This is a genomic window from Halorhodospira neutriphila (assembly GCF_016584055.1).
Taxonomy (GTDB): domain Bacteria; phylum Pseudomonadota; class Gammaproteobacteria; order Nitrococcales; family Halorhodospiraceae; genus Halorhodospira; species Halorhodospira neutriphila.
The window spans coordinates 1-15362 of the sequence record NZ_NRSH01000047.1 but is presented as its reverse complement, the minus strand read 5'-3'; the positions used below and the strand labels follow the sequence as shown (position 1 = coordinate 15362).

Genomic DNA, 15362 nt, shown 5'->3' with positions numbered 1-15362 from the left:
TGATCCCCGGGCCGCCCCTCCCCCCGGCGGCGGGGCGGCCCGGGGATCAGGGCGTTGGTGCGCGCGGCGTACTCGGCGTAGCCGGGGCGGCCCTCGCGCAGCCGCGCCTCGAGCAGGGGCACGCCGGTCACCCGGGCGAGCAAGGCGGTGATCAGCAGCGGGCTGAAGGCCGTCCACCAGCCGCCGGCGGCCAGGGCGAACCCCCACAGCCCCCACCAGACGAGGATCTCGCCGAAGTAGTTAGGGTGGCGGCTGTAGCGCCACAGGCCGCGCTCCAGGACCCGCCCCCGGCTCGCCGGATCGGCCCGGAAGCGGGCCAGCTGCGCGTCCGCCACCGCCTCGTAGCACCAGCCCGCCGCGAAGAGCGCGGCCCCCAGCAGGGCCGGCGCCGAGAGCCACGCCTCGGCGCTGCCGCGGGCGATGGCGTAGAGCAGCGGCGCCGACAGCAGCCACAGGGCCACGGCCTGCAGCCCGAAGACGCTCACCAGGCTGCGCCGCGCCCAGCGCGGGCCGCCCTGCTCGCGCAGGGCGCGGTAGCGGGGATCCTCCCCGGCGCCCCAGCTGCGCCACGCCAGGTAGAGCGAGAGCCGCGCCCCCCAGAGCAGGACCAGGGCCAGCACCGGCCAGCCGTGGGCCGGGAGGCCGTAGGCGGCGTGGTAGACGGCCGTGACGACGATAAACCCCACGCCCCAGAAGCGATCCACGAGGCTGGCGTCGCGCAGGGGCAGGCTCGCCGCCCAGACCCCGCCCATCAGGGCCAGCACGGCCGCCAGCCCCAGCGCCGCGGCGGCGGCCAGGCTCATCCCCGGCCTCCCCAGGGCGGCGCCGGACGCTGGCCTGGCGGCGCGGCGCCCGCTAAGCTGGAGCCTCCACTCACGCCAGGAGCCCTCCCCTATGCGTATGGCCCTCATGATCACCGTGATGCTCGCGATCATCGCCACAGGGCTGTTCTTCCTGCGCGATGACCTGCGCCCCGCCAAGGAGGCCGATCTCGAGATCACGGCGCTCGGCGACGAGGCGCGCCGCAGCGGGATCGAGGAGCGCCTCTCCCACCTCGCCTTCGACTGCACCACCGACGAGACCGCCGACGCCCGCGGCGTCCAGAGCGGCGAGCGGGCCTGCTTCGCCCCGGTCACCCGGGTCGGCGCGCTCGAGGCCGACTACCTGGCCCTGTTCTACGACACGCAGCGCCGCCTCATGGCCGTCAACGTCATCCTCGATCCCGCGGCCCACGAGGCCAACCGGGCCCACCTGGAGGAGGCCCTCGGCGCCGCCGACCAGGAGCAGCGCCACCAGGGGCGGGCCTGGCTCGTCTGGCACCTCGAGGAGGGCCTGCTCATGACCCCGCGGCGCCCGCCCGAGGACGAGGCGCCGACGCTGATGTGGTTCCGCAACGCCGAGCTCATGGAGCGGCTCCTCCCGCAGCAGTAGCCCCTCCCCAGGGTAGCGGGGGACCGGCCCTGCCCTCACCCCGCCGCCCGGTGGCCCCGGAGGAGCACGGCCAGCGTCGTGGCGAAGACCGCCGCGATCACCGCCGTGCTCAGGAAGACGAGCCCCATCGTCGCCCACCGCACCGCCGGGACGTAGAGCTGGGTGTAGTGGAAGCTGGCGATGGTGAAGGCCGCCAGCGGGAAGGTGTAGGCCCACCAGGAGGGGTAGAAGGGCACCCGCACGAGCTTGGGGACGTGGAGCAGCAGGAGCAGGAAGGTGAACAGCCCCATGTAGTAGAACAGCCGCCCGACGATCCCCGGGTCGCCGCCGTCGTGGAGGGCCACCCAGGCGATGCAGGCCGCCGCCGGCGGGGCGAGGAGGATGACCAGCGTCGGCTGCAGGAACTCGGGCAGGTTCGGGCCGAAGATCAGCCGGTAGTAGCACAGCGTCATCAGGATCAGCCAGAAGAACAGCCCGATGGTGAAGAAGAACCAGGCCACCTCGAGGTAGCCGGCCTGGGCGGCGGGCACCGGGACGATGATGTTGCCCACGGCGGGGATGAACCACACCGGGTTGAGCGCCGTCCAGTCCAGCTGCCGGCGCAGCCAGCTGCTGACGATGCCGAGGACGAAGGCGAGCTGCAGGACGGCGCCGCTCCCCCAGAGCCACGTCGCCGCCGCCCCCGGCGCCAGGAGGGCGCCGAAGAGGAGCAGCGAGATGGAGATGGCCGGCAGGAAGTTGACCTGCACCGGGTGGGCGATCTCCTCGCGGACCGCCTCGGGGAAGCGCACGGCCTTGACCGCGTAGGCCACCGCCAGGAGGGCGAACATCGCCGCCGCGACGAGCCCGATGCCATCCCCGATGGCCGCCGGCCAACCCCAGCTGCGCGCGGCGGCGTCCCAGACGAGGGCGAGCCCCCCCAGCCCCATCCCCGAGGCGAACAGCGGCAGGGGCGGATTGGCGAGGCTCGGCCCGGCGGGCGGTTGTCGGCTCATGCACGGCTCCTTGTCGCACGGATCACGGATCCGGCCAATGTACCCACTCCCCCCGCCGCCGCGCCAGGGCGCCGCCTCGGCGCGGCGGCCGGGCACCGATCACGCCTCGTTATCGAGGCGTAAGCTGACGTGCATCAGGTCGGGGTCGTCGGCGCTCGGCTGGACCGCGAAGCCGAGGGCCTGGTTGATGCGCAGCATCGGCTCGTTCTCGCGCAGGACCTCGCCGTAGATCTCGCGGATCCCGCGCCGGCGGGCGTAGTCGATGATCCGGTGCATGAGCATGGGGCCGAGCCCCATGCCGGCGACGACGTCGTCGAGCATGATGTCGTACTCCGCCGCCTCGAGGTCCGGATCGGCGCTGATGCGCACCATGCCGAGCACCCGCGCCCGGCCGGGGACGCCGTGCTCGGTGATCACCAGGGCCATCTCGCGGTCGTAGTCGATCTGGGTCAGCCGCGCCGACATCTCCTGGGGCAGCGACTTCAGCGCCTGGAAGAAGCGCATGCGCACCTTCTCCGGCGGCGAGCGCTCGACCATGGCGTTGAGCTGCGGCCCGTCCTCGGGGCGGATCGGGCGCAGGTGCAGCCGCCGGCCGTCGGGCAGCGTCACGTCCTCGGCGAGCTCCTGGGGGTAGGGGCGGATCGGCAGGTAGTCGGCCGGATCGCCGCGGTGGGGGTGGATGTGGACCCCGGCGTCGAGGGCGAGGACCCCGTCGGCGCTCGCCCACAGGGGGTTGATATCGAGCGACTCCACCGAGCCGAAGTCGATGACCAGCTGCGAGAGCTTCATCAGGGTCAGCGCCACGGCGTCGAGATCGGGGCTGCGCAGGCCGCTGTCGGCGAGCATGGCGTAGATGCGGGTGCGCTGCATGATCTCGCGGGCCAGGTGCATGTTCAGCGGCGGCAGGCCGCAGGCCCAGTCGGCGATGGCCTCGGTCTCGGTGCCGCCGTGGCCGAAGTAGAGCACCGGGCCGAAGGGGCCGCCGGGGCGTACGCCGACGGTGAGCTCGAAGGCGCCCTCGCGCCGGCGCATGGGCTGGATGGCGAAGCCGTCGACGGTGACCGCCTCGCCGCGGACCTGGTGGAGGCGCTCGAGCATCGCCCGCGCCTCGGCGCGGACCGCCTCGGCGCCCTCCAGGTCCAGGGCGACGCCGCCGATCTGCGACTTGAGCGCCACCTCCGGGGACATCAGCTTCAGCGCCACCGGCTCGCCGAGGGCGGCGGCCACCTCCCCCGCCTCCTCGGGCCCGGCGGCGCGCCGGGTCTCGATGCAGGGGATGGCGTAGGCGCTGAGCAGCCGCTGGGTCTGGTACTCGTTGAGCTGGCTGCGCCCGGCGGTGAGCGCCGCCGAGAGGATCAGCCGCGCCTGCTCGTGGTCGGGGGCGAACGCCTCCGGCACCGACGGCGGGGTCTGGGTCAGCAGGGTCTGGCTGCGCCGGTACTGGAGCAGGCGGCTGAAGGCCCGGACCGCCGTCTCCGGGTGGTTGAAGGCGGGCACGGCGTCGGCGAGCCGCTCCAGCCCCGCCGCGCCGGCGGAGGGGTCCCAGACGGCGAGCAGCGGCTTGCGCAGCTTGCGGGCGTGCCGGCCGAGGACCTCGGCCACCTCGGCGCCGTCGTCGCAGGCGCCCGGCGACTTGATGGCGAGGATGCCGCTGACCTGGCGGTCGCGGCCGAGGACCTCCAGGGCCTGGTCGTACGCCTCGGCCCCGGCCTCACCGCCGAGATCGAGGGGGTTGTCGCTGGCCTCCGGATCGCGGGCCAGCCCGGCGAGGGCCTCGCTGCTCGCCGGCGAGAGCGCCTGCGGGGCGACGTCGTCGTAGCGGCGCAGGGCGTTGCTCGCCAGCAGCCCCATGCTGCGGCTGTTGCCGAGCACCGCCAGGGCCCCGTCGCGGCCGGGGACGCGGCTGCTGTCGAGGATCTCCACGGCGCTGAACAGCTCCTCGAGGTCGTCGACCCGGACCACGCCGGCGCGGCGGAAGGCCGCGGCGTAGACGAAGTCGTCGATCTCGTCGGCGCCGACGCGCGGCGGCTTGAGCACGATCACCGGCTTCATGCGCGCCAGCCGGCGCACCGCCGACATGAACTTGCGCGTGTGCCGGACCCGCTCGATGTAGACGATCACCGCCCGGGCGTGGTGCTCGGTGGCGAGGTAGTCGAAGCTGTCGCCCAGGTCGACGTCGGCGGCGCCGCCGATGTGGATGACGTGGGAGAGCCCGGAGTGGTTCTGCCGGCACCACTGCAGCGCCGCGGCGGCCATCGCCGAGGACTTGGTCACCAGCGCCGCCCGCCCCGGGTCCAGCGAGAGCGGCTGCGTCGCCGCGTGCAGGCCGATCCGGGGCACGCTCAGGCAGCTCGCCCCCGGGCCGATGACCCGCAGGAGGTAGGGCCGGGCGGCGTCGAGCACCGCCTGCTCCAGCGCCGCGCCCTCCTCCGCCGTGCAGCCGGCCGGCACCGAGCAGGTCAGCACCACCCCCCGCGTGCCGGCCTCGCCGAGCTCGCGGATCAGCGCCGGCGCCTCGGCCACCGGCCGGGTGATCACCGCCAGGTCCGGCACCATGGGCAGATCCCCGATCGCCGCGTAGACCGGCACCCCGGCGAGGGAGCGCACCCCCGCGGCGATCGGCATCACCGGGCCCTGGAACGGCTCGCTGAGCAGGTTGCGCAGGATCCGGGTATCGGCCGCCCCGCCGTCGCCGATGAGCGCCACGGACCCGGGTTTGAACAGGTACTCGAGGTTGCGTACCGTCATAAGTAGGGACTCCGGGGTGGATGTTGCAGCGCAACGGCCCCAGCATACCATCCAGGCCGCTCAAGGCCGCCACACCGAGCGCTCGCGGGGAAAGGGGGGAGAGGCGCGTGACCGAGGAGAGCGACGAGCAGATCGACGGGGCCCTGCGCCAGGCGCTGGCCGAGATCGCCCCCGAGGCCGACACGGCGGCCCTGGACCCGCAGCGCAGCTTCCACGCCCAGCTCGAGATCGACTCCATCGACTTCCTGCGGCTCATGGACGCCCTCGAGCGCGCCCTCGGCCTGCAGATCCCCGACGTCGAGTACCACCACCTCGCCACGCCGGGCAGCTGCCGGGCGTACCTGCACCGGCGCCCGGGGCGGCTGAGGTGCCGGGTCAGCCCCCCAGGCCCGCCGCCGCTACCACCTCGGCGAAGTGGGCGTCGAGGGCCGCCGTGACGGCGACCTCTGTCCCGTCCTCGGGGTGGGGGAAGCGCGCCTCCACCGCCGCGAGCAGCAGCCGCCAGCAGCCGAAGCGGCTGCGGAAGAGGCGGTTGTGGGCGCTGTCGCCGTGGGTGGTGTCGCCGACGATGGGGTGGCTGATCGCCTTGAGGTGGCGGCGCAGCTGGTGCTGGCGGCCGGTCAGCGGCCGCAGCTCGAGCCGTGTGTAGCGGGCCGTGGGGTAGCGGGAGACGGGGACCGGCAGCTCGGTCCACGCCAGGGGGGCGTAGTCGGTCACCGCCGGCTGCGGCGCCCCGCCCTCGCCTCGCCGGCCGGCGCCGAGGGGGTGGTCGATGCGGCCCGGCTCCTCGAGCCAGCCGCGGGCCACGGCCTCGTAGCGCTTGGCCACGCGGTGCTCGCGGAAGGCGGCGGCCAGGCGCGAGGCGGCCTCGGGGTCGCGGGCGAAGAGCAGCACCCCCGAGGTGGCGCGGTCGAGGCGGTGGACGGGGTAGACCCAGCCGCCGCCGAGCTGGTCGCGCACCCGCTGCAGGGCGACGTCCCGGTCGCGGTCGAGCTCGCTGCGGTGGACGAGCAGCCCCGAGGGCTTGTGCACCGCCACCACCCGCTCGTCGCAGTAGAGCACGGGCAGGGCCCCGTCGGCAGCCGGGGCGCTGCCCTCCTCGTCCGGCCCGGCCATCGCGGCTCAGGCGTCGCCGCCGACCGCCGCGCGGCGCTCGGCGGCGAAATCCATCATCCGCTGCAGGGAGCGCCGGGCGCCGGCGGCGGTCGCCGGGTCGACCTCGACCTCGGGGGCGCTGCGCTCGAGGGCCGCGGCGAGGCTGCGCAGGCCGTTCATGGCCATCCACGGGCAGTGGGCGCAGGAGCGGCAGGTGGCGCTGCGCCCGCCGGTGGGCGCCTCGAGGAGGGTCTTGCCCGGCGCCGCCTCGTGCATCTTGTGGAAGATGCCGGCGTCGGTGGCGACGATGAAGCTCGGCGCGTCGAGCTCGACGACGGCGCGCAGCAGCTGCGAGGTGGAGCCGACGACGTCGGCCTGCTCGATCACCGCCGCCGGCGACTCGGGGTGGACGAGGACCCGCGCCTCGGGGTGGCGGCGGCGCAGCTCGGCGAGCTCGGCGGCGCGGAACTCCTCGTGGACGATGCAGCTGCCGTCCCACAGGCGCATGTCGGCGCCGGTCTCGCGGCGGATGTACTCGCCGAGGTGCTTGTCCGGGGCCCAGAGGATGCGCTCGCCGCGGCGGTGGAGGTGGCGGACGACGTCGACGGCGATGCTCGAGGTCACCACCCAGTCGGCGCGCGCCTTCACCGCCGCAGAGGTGTTGGCGTAGACGACCACGGTCCGGTCGGGGTGCTCGTCGCAGAAGGCGGCGAACTCGTCGGCGGGGCAGCCGAGATCCAGCGAGCAGGTCGCCTCGAGCTCGGGCATGAGCACGCGCTTGCCGGGGGTGAGCACCTTCGCCGTCTCGCCCATGAAGCGCACGCCGGCGACGGCCAGGGTCGAGGCCGGGTGCTCGGCGCCGAAGCGGGCCATCTCCAGGGAGTCGGCGACGCAGCCGCCGGTCTCGTCGGCGAGGCGCTGGAGCTCGGCGTCGGTGTAGTAGTGGGCCACGAGCACGGCGTCGCGCTCGGCGAGCAGCCGCCGGATGCGCTCGCGCAGCGCGTCGCGCTCCTGCGCCGTGAGCGCCTCGTCGGCGGTGAAGGCCTCGCCGCGGAGGTGGCGGTAGGCGACGGTATCGGGGGCCGCGGGGTGCGACATAGCCAGCTCCTGATCGTTCTTCGGGGTCAGCTGACGGTTGGACCGCCGGATTCCGGCGAGGTTGCGCTGACGAGGGCCTGCCAGGTGTAGCCGCCCTCCTCGAGCGCCGCGGTGATCCCCTGCAGCGCCTCGGTCACCCGCGGGCCGGAGCCGCGCACGCCGAGCTCCACCTCGTGGCCCGCCTGCGGGCTGGAGCCCGGCAGGCAGGAGATGCGCAGCTCCGGGTAGGCGGCCGTGAAGCGCTCGAGCAGCGGGATCATCGCCCCCTCGCGGGCGCCGGGGACGCGCACGGCGCGCTGGACCGTCCGCCCGGGCTGCTGGAGGTGGGCGTAGTGGGTATCGAGGACCCACTCGATCATCGGCCAGGCCATGCTCGGGAAGCCGGGCACGAAGTGGTGGTGGGCGTAGGAGAAGCCGGCCACGCGGTTGACGGGGTTGGGGATCATGGCCGCCCCCGCGGGGAACTCGACCATGCGCAGGCGCTGGCCGTTGGCCTGCTCGCCGAACTGCTCGCGCAGGGCCGCCTCGGCCTCGGGGTGGCGGGCCAGGGGCAGCCCGAGGGCCTCGGCGCAGCACTGCCGGGTGCGGTCGTCCGGCGTGGCGCCGATGCCGCCGAAGCTGAAGACGACCTCCTCGCCGGCGAAGGTCTCGCGCAGGGTGCGCACCAGCAGCCGCGGGTCGTCGCCGATCAGCCGCGCCCAGTAGAGCTCCAGGCCGCGGGCCTCGAGGCGCTCGATCACCGCTGCCATGTGGCGGTCGCGGCGGCGGCCGGTCAGCAGCTCATCGCCGATGATCAGGGCGCCGAAGCGCGACGGGGCGGTCTCGGTCATCGCAGTACCGTCTCTGCGCGGCGTGGCGCCGCAGTCTACGCCTTACCGTACCGCCACCCGCGCACGGCGGCAACCGCGCTCTCGTAGAGGCTCAGCAGCGCCGGCATGAGCAGCAGGACGATCCCCGTCGCCCCGGCGAGGCCGAAGGCGATGGCCACCGCCATGGGCAGCAGGAACTGCGCCTGGACCGAGTCCTCGGCGAGCAGCGGCAGCAGCCCGCCGACGGTGGTCAGCGAGGTCAGCAGCATCGGGCGCATGCGCTGGACCGAGGCCTCGACCAGGGCCTCGGCCGGTGCCGTGCCGGCGTCGCGGATCTGCTTGTAGAACAGGGTCAGGATGATGGCGTTGTTGACCGTGATCCCGGTCAGGCCGAAGAGCCCGAACAGCGAGAGGATGGTCATGTCCAGCCCCATCACCCAGTGGCCGACCAGGGCGCCGACGAAGCCGAAGGGGATGACGGCCATGACCAGCAGCGGCCAGCCGTAGGAGGCGAAGACCCAGGCGAGGACCAGGTAGATCAGCCCCAGGGCGAGGTAGCTGCCGCGGCGCATGTCCGTCAGCGTCTCCCCCTGGTCCTCGGCGCGGCCGCCGAAGGCGGCCTCCACGCCGTAGCGCTCGCGCAGCTGCGGCAGGACCCGCTCCTGCAGCTCGGCGCGGATCCGCCCGGCGTTGGCCACCCGGTTGTCGACGGCGGCGGTGACGCTCACCGCCAGGCTCCCGTTGTAGTGGCGCAGGACCTCGAAGCCGCGCTGGGACTCGAGGGTGGCCACGCTGTCGAAGGGCACGGCGCCGCCGCCGGGCAGCTGGACCTGCAGGTCGCTGAGGGCGGCGATGCGCCGCCGGTCGGGCTCCGGCAGCTGTACGCGGACCTCCATCTCGTCGCGGCCCTGGTGGTAGACCTGGGCGAGATCGCCGGCGAAGGCGTTGCGCACCTGCTGGCCGACCTCGCTGGTGCTCAGCCCCAGCGACCGCCCCTCGGCGGTGAGCCGGTAGACCCACTGCTCCTGGCCGTAGGGCATGTCGTCGTTGATGCCGCTCACCCCCGGGTAGGCGGTGTAGGCCTCCCGCAGGCGGTCGGCGGCGCGGCGCAGGGTCGGCGCGTCGGCGCCGGTCAGCCGGACGTCGAGGTCCTCGCCCGGCGGGCCGGCCTGGCGCTCGCTGATGACCAGCCGCTCGAGCCCCGGCGGGCGGTCGATGCGCGCCTCCCAGGCCTGGATCAGGTCGGGGTTGCGCACCCCGCGCACCTCGGGGGAGATGAGCTCCACGACCACGGCGCCGTAGTGATCGCCGCGGCTGGCGTCCATGGCGCTCGCCTCCATCTTGCCGTGGCGGGCCACGTGGGTCTTCACCAGCTCCTGCTCGGCGAGCGCCGCATCGGCCTGCTCGAGGTCGTCCTGGATCTCGGCGAGGAAGGCCTTGACCCGCTCCGGCGGCGTCCCCGGGGCGAAGCCGACGTTGGCGCGGATGATGGTCCCCTCGGGCTCGGGGAAGAAGGTGAACTGGACGCGCCCGCCGGCGACGAGCCCGACGGCGGCGATGAGCAGCGCCACGGCGCCGGCCACCGTGGTCCAGCGGTAGCGCACGGCCGCCCCCACCGCGCGCCGGTACGAGCCCTCGCGGAAGCCCTCGAGGGCGCCGTCGAGGCGCTGGCGCAGGGCCGAGGGGCGGCCCCGGCGCTGGGCGCCCTCGAAGGAGCGGCGCAGGTGCCCCGGCAGGACCAGGAAGGCCTCGACGAGGGAGGCGATGATCACGCAGATGACCACCAGCGGGATGTCGAAGAGGATATTGCCGATGACCCCGCCGATGGCCATCAGGGGGATGAAGGCCGCCACCGTGGTCAGCGAGGAGGCCATCACCGGGGCGAGCATCTCGCGGGCGCCGCCGGCAGCGGCCGCCCCGGGCGACTGGCCGGACTGGAACAGCGCCACGCCGCGCTCGCCGACGACGATGGCGTCGTCGACGATGATCCCGAGGGTCATGATCAGCGCGAAGAGGCTCATCATGTTGATCGAGCCGCCGAGCAGCCACAGCACGGTCAGCGCCGCGAGGAAGGCGGCCGGGATCCCGGCGGTCACCCAGAAGGCGACCCGGGCGGTGAGCGTGAGGAAGAGGATCCCCACGACCAGCAGCAGGCCGGCGAGGCCGTTGCTGATCAGCAGCCCGATCCGCTCGCTGATCAGCGACCAGAACTCGTCGTAGACCGTCACCTCCAGCCCCTCGGGCAGCGTCGGGACCACCTCGCGCTGCCACTGCTGGAGGATGGCGGCCGCGTCGAGGGCGTCCTCGCCCTCGGCGCGCTGGAGCTGCATCTCGACGGCCGGCGTGCCGGCATAGCGCATGGTGACCTGGCCGTCCCGGGGGCGCTGCTCGACCGTCGCCAGGCTGCCGAGGCTCAGCGGCTGGCCGTCGCTGCCGGTGATCTGCAGATCGCGGAAGCCCTGCTCGGTGCGCCGCTGCTCGAGGCTGCGCAGCTGCCGGCCGACCTGCTCCTCGCCGACCTCGCCGCCGGGCAGGTCGGTGCTCTCGGCGGCGATCCGGTCGCCGAGCTCGCTCAACGTCAGGCCGTGGTCGAGCAGCCGCGCCTGCTCCACCTCGATGGCGGTCTCGAGCTCCGGCAGCCCGGTGATCTCGATATTGGAGATCCCGCGCCGGAGCAGGTCGTCCTCGAAATCGCGGACCCAGGCGCGCAGCGAGCTCGCCGGGATATCGCCGCTGACCAGCACCTTGGCGATGGGGTCGTAGCGGGTGATCCGGCGGATGGTCGGCTCCTCGGCCCCCTGCGGGAGGTTGCGCACCGTGGCGACGCGGTCCTTGACGTCCTCCAGGGCGTCGCCGACGTTGGTGCCCTCGCGCAGCTCCAGGGTGATGTTGCTCAGCCCGTCGATGGAGCGCGAGTCCATCTCGCGGACGCCGTTGACATCGCGCAGGGCGTCCTCGATGGGGGTCGTGACCGAGTCCTCCACGTCCTCGGCGGTGGAGCCGGGCCAGGTCACCTGGACGGTGACGATGTCGAGCTCGAAGTTGGGGAAGAACTGCGTGTTGAGCTGCGCGACGGCGAAGGAGCCGCTGATGAGCATCAGCGCCATCACCAGGTTGGCCGCCACGGGGTGCTCAGCCAGCCAGCGCAGGGCGTCGCGGCGCTGCCCGGCCATGGCCTAGCCCTCGCCCTCGATGCGCACCCGCAGCCCGTCGGTCGCCTGGGGGATCTGCGTGGTCACGATCGGTGCCCCCGCCTCGAGCCCCGGCGCCCGGATCAGGGCCCCGCGGCTGCCGTCGGGGCGGCGCGCCTCGCCGAGGTAGCGGACCGCCACCGGCTCCAGGCGCTGCTCGGCGTCGACGCGGTAGACCCGGTCCCGGCCGTAGAGGGCCTTGTAGGGGACGACCAGGGTGTTCGGCTCCGGCGGCAGCGCCATGTCGATCTCGGCGAAGCGGCCGAGGGCGACCCCGCTGTGGGTCCCCGCCACGGCGAAGATCGCCTCGACGCCGCCCTGCTCCGCCTCGCTGCGCCCGGCGAGGCGGTCGAGGCGCACCTGCAGGGCCTCGCCGTCGACCCGGGCCGTGCCGGTCACCTCGAGGCCGCCGGCCTGGGCCCGCTCCAGGGCGCCGATGCGCGAGCCCGGCACCTGGGCGCGGATCTCCAGCTCGCCGGTATCGTAGAGCGAGACGAGGCTGTCGCCGGGCCGGACGCGGTCGCCGGGGCCGACCTCGACGCCGCTGATCCGCCCGGAGACGGGGGCGCGCACCTCGCTGCGCTGGACATCTCGCCGCGCCTGGTCCCGGGCCGCCTCGGCGGCGTCGCGGCGGGCCTCGGCGATGGCCAGGCGCTGCTCGGCGGTATCGACCCGCTCCTGCGCCTGGATCACCGCCTGGCGCTGGCGCACCCGCTCCTCCCGGGCGTCGTCGAGCTGCGAGGGCGAGGCGGCGTCGTCGGCGAGCAGCCGCTCCAGCCGGGAGACGCGGCGGCGCTCGATCTCGAGCAGCGACTGCTCGGCGGCGAGGTCCTCGCGGTCGGCCTCCACGGCCCGGCGCTCCTGGGCCAGCGCCGCCTCGAGCTCGTCGAGCTCCGCCTGGCGCTGGGCCAGGACATCGCGCAGCTCGGCGTCGTCGAGGCGCACGAGCAGCTCGCCCCGATCGACGAGCTGGCCGTCGCGCGCCGGCACCGCCTCGACGTCGGCCTCGACGGCGGCCCGCAGGGTCGCCGCGCTCGGCGACTCGACGTGCCCGTAGAGCCGCACCAGGGGCGTATGGAGGCCGGGCTCGGCGCGCTCGGTGGTCACCACCCAGCTCGGCTCCGTGGCCTGCCCCGCCGGGGGCGCCGGCTGGGTGACCGCCAGGAGGGTGAAGACCCCGGCCCCGGCGGCGAGCACGCCGATCGACAGGGCCAGCTGCAGGCCCTTGCGCCGCTTTGCACCGTTCGCCACTAGATCGTCCTTTCTGCCGCGATGGGTCCCGGCCGCCCTAGACCGCGTTGAGCAGGGCCAGGTCCGGGGGGCTCCAGTAGAGGTAGAGCTGGCGCTCGACGTAGGGGTCCGGCGCGTGCCGGAAGTGGTGGCGCAGCAGGGTGACGGGGACGATCAGCGGGACCATCCCCTGGCGGTACTGCTCGATGACCGTCACCGCCTCGCGCCGGTCCGACTCCTCGAGATCCCCCTTGAGGTAGCCGAGCAGGTGGTAGAGCACGTTCGCGTGCCGCCCCCGCGTCGCCGGCCTCGCCAGCGCCGCCATGAAGCCCTGGATGTAGCGCTGCGCCACGGCCTCGAGCCCCTCCTCGCCGAGCCGCGAGACGAGCCGGCCGAGCTCGCGCATGCGCTGCTCGTCGTGGGCCATGAGCAGCAGCTTGTGGTCGGCGTGGAAGCCCACCAGGCCGCCGCGGGTCAGGCCCGCGGCGCGCAGCCGCTGCCAGCGGTGGTAGCAGAAGACGCGGCAGACGAAGCCCTCCCGTAGCGCCGGATCGTTGAGCCTCCCCTCCTCCTCGACCGGCAGCAGCGGGTTTTGTTCCATGAGCTGCCGCGCATAGGCGCCGGCGCTGGAGAAGCCCGCCGGGTGGCCGTCCTCCTTGTACACCTTGACCCGCTCCATGCCGCAGCTCGGCGACTTGCTCTTGAGGATGTAGCCGCTGAGCCAGCCGAGCTCGGCGCCCTTGCGCCGGCCGTAGTCCGCCATGGCCTCGGTGACCTCGATGCTGCGGTGGCGCACGCCGCGCACCCGCACCCGCTCGCCGTCCCACTCCAGCCGGATGGGCGGCCGCGGCGTGCTCAGGCCGATGGCCACCTCCGGGCAGACCGGCACGTACTCGAAGTAGCGCGACAGCGCCTCGGTGACGAAGGGGTTGCGCTTGTGGGTGCCGTCGTAGCGGACCTCCTCGCCGAGCAGGCAGCTGCTGACCCCCACCGGGATGCGCTGCGGCTGCGGTGGGCTCTCCTCGTCAGTCGCCATGGCGCCCTCTGCCGGTTGTACAAGCTGTGTACAACATTCTAGCGGCCCGCTCGGCGCAGGTCACCCGAGCCCGTGCATCAGGCTGCGCTCCAGGGCGGCGACGTCCGGGAGCTGCAGGCACCCCGGCGGCAGGGCCTCGCCCGCCTCCAGGGCGCCGTCGCGGCACAGCAGCGCCGCCTGCAGGCCGGCGCCGAGCGCCCCGGCGACATCGCCCTGGGGATCGTCGCCGACGTGGAGGACCTCGCCGGGCGCCGCCCCGGCGCAGCGGCAGGCGTAGGCGAAGATCTCCGGCTCGGGCTTGGGGATGTCGAGATCGACCCCGCGGACCACGAAGTCGATGTACGGGGCGATGGCGGTGCGCCGCACGTCGGCGTTGCCGTTGGTGATCACCCCGAGCCGCCAGCGCCGGGCGAGCCGGCGCAGCACCGGCGCGACCTCCGGGTAGGGCCGCACCGCCGCCTGCCGGGTCTCGAGGAAGACGGCGAAGGCGCGCTCGGCGAGCTCGGCGGCCGCCGGCTCGCCGAGCCCGCCGTCGCAGGCCGCCGTCCACAGCACCCGCCGGCGCAGGGTCGTGGCGTTGCGCGCCAGGGCCGGCTCCGCCTCGGCGAGCTCGCGGCGCAGGCGGCGCATCCGCTCCGGCTCGAAGGCGTCGGCCACCGCCGGGTAGGTCTCGTGCAGGTAGTCGTGGAGGCGCTGCTCGGCGAGTGCGAGGACGTCGTCGACGGACCACAGGGTGCCGTCGAGGTCGAAGGTCAGCGCCCGCAAGGGGTGGCGGATCATCCCGCGTCCTGCGCCGTCCCGGCGGCCCACCGCCGCCAGACGGCCTCGCCGCCGCAGTCGCCCTCGATGCGCTCGAGCAGCCGCTCGTGGGCCGCCTGCTCCGCCCCCGCGGCGGGCGGCGGCACCCGCAGGCGGGGCCTCTCGGCGGGCAGCGGCCGCACCGGCTCCGCCCCGCCGCCGGCCCCGTCCCCTGCATCCAGCGACAGCGCCGCCTGGCCGCCGGTCATGGCCAGGTAGACCTCGGCGAGCAGCTCGGCGTCGAGCAGCGCCCCGTGGAGCTCGCGCCGCGAGCCGTCCACCGCGTAGCGCTTGCACAGCGCGTCGAGGCTGCAGCGCTGGCCCGGGTGCATCCGCCGGGCCATGGCCAGCGAGTCGGTGACCGTGCAGTAGTCCTCGAGCCGCCCCCACTCCGGGCCGAGCCGGGCGAGCTCGTGGTCGATGAAGGCGACGTCGAAGGGGGCGTTGTGGATGATCACCTCGGCGTCGCGCACGTACTCGACGAAGGTCGCGGCGACCTCGGCGAAGCGCGGCTTGTCGGCGAGGAAGGCGTTGGACAGGCCGTGGACGCTCTCGGCGCCCTCGTCGACGCGGCGCTCGGGGTTGAGGTAGCGGTGGAGGGGGTTGTCGGTGACCCGCCGGCGCACCACCTCGACGCAGCCGATCTCGATGATCCGGTGCCCCTCGCTCGGCTCCAGGCCGGTGGTCTCGGTGTCGAGCAGGATCTGGCGCATGGGCTCGCGGGGGTGCCGATTGTGGATGCTGGTTATCTAGTTAGTTTGCGATCCCGTGCCGGGGCGGTCAACGCGCCGCTGTGGCGAACGCGACACCCCGCGCTCTCTTCCTTGTCGGCTCTGCTACATACCGCTGGTGGTTGCCTGGCCGGCGGGGTGGGTGGTGGGCCGCGCTGGGTGCCCTCGAACGCGCCGAGCATCGCAGCCCGAGCGGGGCG

At 74.3% G+C, this 15362-nt stretch carries 13 protein-coding genes; 2 read left to right on the top strand and 11 right to left on the bottom strand.

What is annotated here, in order from left to right; translation table 11 throughout:
- Positions 1-803 (bottom strand): DUF1295 domain-containing protein (locus tag CKO13_RS05750; protein ID WP_200257752.1); only part of this gene is annotated, 803 nt, incomplete at its 3' end.
- A 91-nt stretch (positions 804-894) separates the two neighbouring features.
- Between CKO13_RS05750 and CKO13_RS05745 the strand changes: the two genes are divergently transcribed.
- Positions 895-1431 carry a hypothetical protein gene (locus CKO13_RS05745; RefSeq protein WP_200257750.1) on the top strand — a complete coding sequence of 179 codons (537 nt, stop codon included), beginning with the start codon at positions 895-897 and terminating at the stop codon, positions 1429-1431.
- A 35-nt stretch (positions 1432-1466) separates the two neighbouring features.
- Here the strand turns inward: CKO13_RS05745 and CKO13_RS05740 are convergent, their stop codons facing one another.
- Positions 1467-2426 carry an SLAC1 anion channel family protein gene (locus tag CKO13_RS05740; protein WP_200257748.1) on the bottom strand — a complete coding sequence of 320 codons (960 nt, stop codon included), beginning with the start codon at positions 2424-2426 and terminating at the stop codon, positions 1467-1469.
- 99 nt (positions 2427-2525) lie between these two features.
- A complete protein-coding gene (locus CKO13_RS05735) occupies positions 2526-5174 on the bottom strand; it encodes a bifunctional acetate--CoA ligase family protein/GNAT family N-acetyltransferase (protein ID WP_200257746.1) in 2649 nt (882 codons plus the stop codon).
- Positions 5175-5281: 107 nt separating this feature from the next.
- Between CKO13_RS05735 and CKO13_RS05730 the strand changes: the two genes are divergently transcribed.
- Positions 5282-5611, top strand: coding sequence for a phosphopantetheine-binding protein (locus CKO13_RS05730; protein WP_200257744.1), 330 nt, complete (start codon positions 5282-5284; stop codon positions 5609-5611).
- On the opposite strand, the gene CKO13_RS05725 is transcribed toward CKO13_RS05730, so the two are convergent.
- Genes CKO13_RS05725 through dnaQ form a run of 8 tightly spaced genes read right to left on the bottom strand, consistent with a single transcriptional unit; the run spans position 5550 to position 15144 of the window.
- Positions 5550-6290, bottom strand: coding sequence for a pseudouridine synthase (locus tag CKO13_RS05725; protein WP_200257737.1), 741 nt, complete (start codon positions 6288-6290; stop codon positions 5550-5552). The genes CKO13_RS05730 and CKO13_RS05725 overlap by 62 nt on opposite strands.
- A gap of 6 nt (positions 6291-6296) precedes the next feature.
- Complete coding sequence (nadA, locus tag CKO13_RS05720; RefSeq protein WP_200257735.1) at positions 6297-7367, bottom strand: quinolinate synthase NadA; 1071 nt, start codon at positions 7365-7367, stop codon at positions 6297-6299.
- Positions 7368-7393: 26 nt separating this feature from the next.
- Positions 7394-8197 carry a competence/damage-inducible protein A gene (locus tag CKO13_RS05715; RefSeq protein ID WP_200257733.1) on the bottom strand — a complete coding sequence of 268 codons (804 nt, stop codon included), beginning with the start codon at positions 8195-8197 and terminating at the stop codon, positions 7394-7396.
- Between the two features lie 35 nt (positions 8198-8232).
- Complete coding sequence (locus CKO13_RS05710; protein WP_200257731.1) at positions 8233-11349, bottom strand: efflux RND transporter permease subunit; 3117 nt, start codon at positions 11347-11349, stop codon at positions 8233-8235.
- Positions 11350-11352: 3 nt separating this feature from the next.
- Positions 11353-12618 carry an efflux RND transporter periplasmic adaptor subunit gene (locus CKO13_RS05705; protein ID WP_200257729.1) on the bottom strand — a complete coding sequence of 422 codons (1266 nt, stop codon included), beginning with the start codon at positions 12616-12618 and terminating at the stop codon, positions 11353-11355.
- A gap of 37 nt (positions 12619-12655) precedes the next feature.
- Positions 12656-13633, bottom strand: a complete 978-nt coding sequence (locus CKO13_RS05700; protein ID WP_200257727.1) for a YbgA family protein — start codon at positions 13631-13633, stop codon at positions 12656-12658.
- Positions 13634-13693: 60 nt separating this feature from the next.
- On the bottom strand, positions 13694-14413 hold the full coding sequence (locus tag CKO13_RS05695) for an HAD family hydrolase (RefSeq protein WP_200257726.1): 720 nt from the start codon (positions 14411-14413) through the stop codon (positions 13694-13696).
- Positions 14410-15144 (bottom strand): DNA polymerase III subunit epsilon, encoded by a 735-nt coding sequence (dnaQ, locus tag CKO13_RS05690; RefSeq protein ID WP_200257725.1) that lies wholly within the window; start codon positions 15142-15144, stop codon positions 14410-14412. The genes CKO13_RS05695 and dnaQ overlap by 4 nt, the downstream gene beginning before the upstream one ends.
- Between the last annotated feature and the right edge of the window lie 218 nt (positions 15145-15362).

Excerpts from the sequence above, each read along its gene's own strand:
- CKO13_RS05725 (WP_200257737.1), bottom strand. The coding sequence starts at position 6,290 with ATGGCCGGGCCGGACGAGGAGGGCAGCGCCCCGGCTGCCGACGGGGCC.
- CKO13_RS05745 (WP_200257750.1), top strand. The coding sequence starts at position 895 with ATGCGTATGGCCCTCATGATCACCGTGATGCTCGCGATCATCGCCACA.
- CKO13_RS05735 (WP_200257746.1), bottom strand. The coding sequence starts at position 5,174 with ATGACGGTACGCAACCTCGAGTACCTGTTCAAACCCGGGTCCGTGGCG.
- dnaQ (WP_200257725.1), bottom strand. The coding sequence starts at position 15,144 with ATGCGCCAGATCCTGCTCGACACCGAGACCACCGGCCTGGAGCCGAGC.
- CKO13_RS05710 (WP_200257731.1), bottom strand. The coding sequence starts at position 11,349 with ATGGCCGGGCAGCGCCGCGACGCCCTGCGCTGGCTGGCTGAGCACCCC.
- CKO13_RS05695 (WP_200257726.1), bottom strand. The coding sequence starts at position 14,413 with ATGATCCGCCACCCCTTGCGGGCGCTGACCTTCGACCTCGACGGCACC.
- CKO13_RS05740 (WP_200257748.1), bottom strand. The coding sequence starts at position 2,426 with ATGAGCCGACAACCGCCCGCCGGGCCGAGCCTCGCCAATCCGCCCCTG.
- CKO13_RS05715 (WP_200257733.1), bottom strand. The coding sequence starts at position 8,197 with ATGACCGAGACCGCCCCGTCGCGCTTCGGCGCCCTGATCATCGGCGAT.
- nadA (WP_200257735.1), bottom strand. The coding sequence starts at position 7,367 with ATGTCGCACCCCGCGGCCCCCGATACCGTCGCCTACCGCCACCTCCGC.
- CKO13_RS05700 (WP_200257727.1), bottom strand. The coding sequence starts at position 13,633 with ATGGCGACTGACGAGGAGAGCCCACCGCAGCCGCAGCGCATCCCGGTG.